We start from the raw sequence: 4250 nt of genomic DNA on the forward strand, positions 1-4250 counted from the left end.
GGAGTATCTTAAAATACGAAATAATAGGAATTGCATAAGTGATAAATGATATAACTTCTTACTTTGCATATATCAGAATACTTGTCGAAATACTTATGCAAAATGAAATTGAGGGAAGGAAATATATGAAATTATTTTGTATCCATTATGCTGGTGGATCAGCTAAGGTATTTCAGTCAATGGTAAAACTGTTAAACAATAAATTAGAAGTTATTCCATTGGAACTTCCAGGTCGTGGAAAACGCTTCTTAAAAGAATTGATATACGATTTTGAGAAAGGTTGCCAAGATTTAATTACTATGATTAAGCAACACTTGAGTTACAAAAATGAGGAGTTTTCCTTGTTTGGCCATAGTATGGGAAGTTTATTGAGTTTTGAACTTGCACATCTACTGGAAAGTCAAGGGTTTTCAGTAAAACATGTATTCTTAACAGGAACTCGACTTCCTTATCAGTATGAAAATGATTCACTAGTAGATGTAAGTAAGAGTAATGATGAAGTTATAAAAAAGATTAAAGCATTAGGGGGAACTCCCAATGAAGTAATAGAAAATCCATACTTTTCTAAAATCTATCTTCCTATTATTAAAGCAGACTTGCATATGATAGGCTCATATAGGTACCGAAAGATTAGAGAAAGGTTAAATACTCCAATTACAATAATTAATGGCACAGAGGATCCTCTGACTAACAATGAATGGGATAAGTGGTCAGAATTAACGCGTAAGGAAGTGCAGGTTATGACAGTAGAAGGAGGGCACTTCTTTATAAATGAGCAACAGGAATTTTTGGCTAAACAAATTAGTTTACAACTTAAACAAGATCAATTAATGCATATTTAGATGAAAAGTAGGAGGTAAAATGAATAAACAATATCTTGAGGAATTAAAACAATTTGTAGAGTTGCATATTAAATCCCAGAATTTAAAGCATACGTTTCCATCAGAAGTACTCAATCGAATTTCTTCATATGATACAGAAACAGAAGGTTCATGGGAATATGAATGGTTACAAGAAGGGAATAGAGTGTTAAAGCAAGATAAGCTAGAAGCCATACAATGTTTTAACTTCGCACGATTTCCCTATGTTGGTAATGGGACACAACAGAAAGTATATGATAGTTTACTAGAGAATTTTAACACTTATGTATCTCATACAGATATTAGACAGAAATGTTTACAACTTAAAAGTGGAAAAATTAAAGTATATACTTCAAATCTTGATAAAGAAAAGCCTTTATTAATTGTAATGGGCGGTATCGTTTCCATTAAAGAACAATGGTATAAGTTCTTAGAGGTAGGACCAAAGTTAGGATTTTCAGTTATTGTTACGGAATTTCCTAAAGTAGGAGAAAATACAATCCCTTTTAGAGTGGACTCGTATAGGATGATTCAAGAAATATTAGACCATTTTCAAAATGAGGCGGATGTTAATCATACATATTATGTCGGTATGAGCTTTGGTGGACAATTAGGAATACAATGTGCTTTGCAAGATAGTAGAATAAAAGGAATTGTAACAGTAGGTGCTCCTTTATATGAATTCTACCATCTGAAGGATCAAGATTGGCTTAATATTCCTTCTGTTACTAGAAAGACATTAAGTTATGTATGTGGATTGACAGAAGATGAGTTAAGAAAAGAACTTGGAAATTTTCGTATAGATGTAAACGCTCTTAATAGATTGAAAATTCCTATAACTTATGTGTTTAGTTTACAGGATGAAATCATTCCAATTACAGAATTGACATTTATTAAGCAGTATATTAATAATTTGGATCTTATTACATTTGATGATGTTCATGGTTCACCAAATTACATGGGACAAATCCAACAATTAATCCCAGCGAAAGTAATACAGCAATATCAAAATAATCAACATGCCATACAAGTGGAGAATCATATTTAGGGAGGGATAAAGTTTGGCACGGAATAGAGTTGTAGTGACAGGTATCGGAATACTTTCATCCGTAGGACATAATAAACAAGAAGTAATGGACCAAATGAAAAAAGGAAAAACAGGGGTTGATACCCTCAAAAAGTTTGACACAGAGAAGTTTATTAGTCAAATAGGTGCTGAAGTAAAAGATTATAATGCAGCAGACTATTTTAATCGGGAAGAAATCGAAAAGTATGATCCTTGTGCGCAGTATGCGGTCATTTCGATAAAAGAAGCTTTACAGGAAAGTATGGTGATGAATCAAACTTCTTCTAATAGGATTGGACTAGCTTTGGGCACTTGTAACGGAGGTGTGAACTCCCTAGAAGAACAAGAGACAATTGAATCATTGGATTTAGAACAAACAAAAAAATATCCGTTTTTTAATCAAGCAGACCATGTTGCTCAATATTTTAACTTAGGTGGACCTGTAGTAACTATTAATACAGCTTGTGCAGCTAGTGGAAATGCAATTGGTTTTGGTTTTGAAATGGTACAAAAAGGGTATGCAGATGTAATGATTGCAGGGGGATCAGATTCTATGTCCTCATCAGTTTATGCTGGTTTTAATGCGCTACGTGCATTAAATTCGGTTCCATGTTCTCCATACAATACTTCATATGGACTTAGTCTAGGAGAAGGAGCAGCTTTTGTAGTATTAGAAACATTAGATCGTGCATTAGCGAGAAACGCAAAGATCTATGCAGAAGTATGTGGGTATGGACTTAGTAGTGATGCATATCATGAAACAGCTCCGCATCCAGAAGGCGAGGGGATTAAAAATGCTGTTACCCGTGCATTAAAACAGGCTTCTTTGCAACCTGATCAAATTGAGTATATTAATACGCATGGAACAGGAACAAAAGCCAATGATACTGCGGAATTATCTGGATTGGAAAGAGTTTTTGGAGTTGAGAAATTCAAAGAAATTCCAATTAGTTCAAGTAAGGCTTATTTTGGGCATAATTTAGGAGCGGCAGCATCTATAGAATATGTTACATCTATACTCTTAATGCAGGAAGATCTATTGCCAGCTACAATTAACTTCCAGGAAAAGCGAGAAGGTTGTGAAAATGCGAATCTAATCACTAATGAGATGAAAAAGAAAAAAACGACTTATTTCTTGTGTAACAACTCTGCTTTTGGTGGGCATAATGCATCCATTGTATCAAAAAATTGGAAACACTATACCGAGAATGGACAAGCGGTATCATCAGCTGATACAGATAATAGAGTCTTTGTTACTGGCTTAGGGAATTGTAATACAATATATGCTAAAAAAGAAACTAGTATGATAGAACAGTTGATTTCAGAAGATGATATTCCGACTAAATTAGATTTTAGTCTTAAAGAATATAATAAAGATTTATATGAAAGAAGAATGAATTCATTGGCGCAATATAGTATTGCTGCTACTGATCAAGCCTTTAAAGATGCAGAGATACAAATCCCTCTAGAAAAGGAAGATATTGCTTTTATTTATGGAACAGCTAGGGGTAGTTTGCAAAGTTCTGAAAAGTATTTTCAATCTATTCTGAAAAAAGGGCCGGAATATGCTAGTAGCATTTATTTTCCTGACATGGTGTTAAATTCAGTTGCAGGAAAAGTTGCGAAGAAATTTAATATTCGCGGGTTCAGTAGTTCCATTAGTACAGGTGGGAATGATGGTCTTTTTGGGGCAGTATATGGTTATGAATTCATAAAGGATAATGATCATGCAAAATGTCTTATTGGATCAGGTGATGAGTTGTCTGATTTATCAGCTGAAATAGATAAGTCACTTGGATTGAATGAAAGTGTGTATCCAATTGCTGAGGGAAGTAGTTGTCTTGTGCTATCTAATGATTTAGATGAAAAAGCAGCTTATGCAGAAATTCTAGGGGCAGGCTTAACTTTTGGGAGTGATGCAACTAGTTTGAAACAGGCAATTGATAGCGCCTTAGAAAAAGCAGCTGTCCCTATTGGAGAAATTGATTTTATTTTCCACAATTCAAATGGTCTATCTAAGGACATAGATATCTATGAAAATTTATTTAATGAATTGAACGTTGCGGATCATGTATTCAAGCACTGCTTTAATTCAAAAGGATATTTAGAGTCTACTAGCTCATTAAATCATTTATATATCGCGGCTGAACTATTTGGTGGAAAAATCAAGGATGTAGAAGCTGTGAGTCAATATTTTAATCAAGACGTTACAAAGTTATCGAAAGGTCTAATTGTGAGTACCTCTTTAAATGGTAATAATGCTGCTGTTGTAGTAAGCAAAGTCAAATAAGCATTTATTACCCTTGATAGAGTGATATGAATTT

3 protein-coding genes are annotated in these 4250 nt (G+C 33.8%); all 3 read left to right on the forward strand.

The annotated features are described in order from the left end of the window. Nucleotides 1-38: 38 nt before the first annotated feature. The 3 genes from ACQGSG_RS27090 to ACQGSG_RS27100 are packed head-to-tail and all read left to right on the forward strand — an operon-like array spanning nt 39 to nt 4216. Nucleotides 39-842 (forward strand): thioesterase II family protein, encoded by an 804-nt coding sequence (locus tag ACQGSG_RS27090; RefSeq protein ID WP_426948475.1) that lies wholly within the window; start codon nt 39-41, stop codon nt 840-842. 19 nt (nt 843-861) lie between these two features. Continuing rightward, entirely contained in the window at nt 862-1908 is a 1047-nt protein-coding gene (locus ACQGSG_RS27095; RefSeq protein WP_426948477.1) for an alpha/beta fold hydrolase, read from the forward strand. A gap of 13 nt (nt 1909-1921) precedes the next feature. Further along, on the forward strand, nt 1922-4216 hold the full coding sequence (locus ACQGSG_RS27100) for a beta-ketoacyl synthase N-terminal-like domain-containing protein (protein WP_426948479.1): 2295 nt from the start codon (nt 1922-1924) through the stop codon (nt 4214-4216). The last annotated feature ends 34 nt before the right edge of the window (nt 4217-4250 follow it).

The sequence above is a fragment of the Bacillus sp. GMa5/1 genome, from assembly GCF_050172015.1.
GTDB classification, from domain to species: domain Bacteria; phylum Bacillota; class Bacilli; order Bacillales; family Bacillaceae_G; genus Bacillus_A; species Bacillus_A cereus.

What these genes read in the sequence shown, in the direction of transcription:
- ACQGSG_RS27095 (WP_426948477.1), top strand. Translation starts at nt 862, where the DNA reads ATGAATAAACAATATCTTGAGGAATTAAAACAATTTGTAGAGTTGCAT.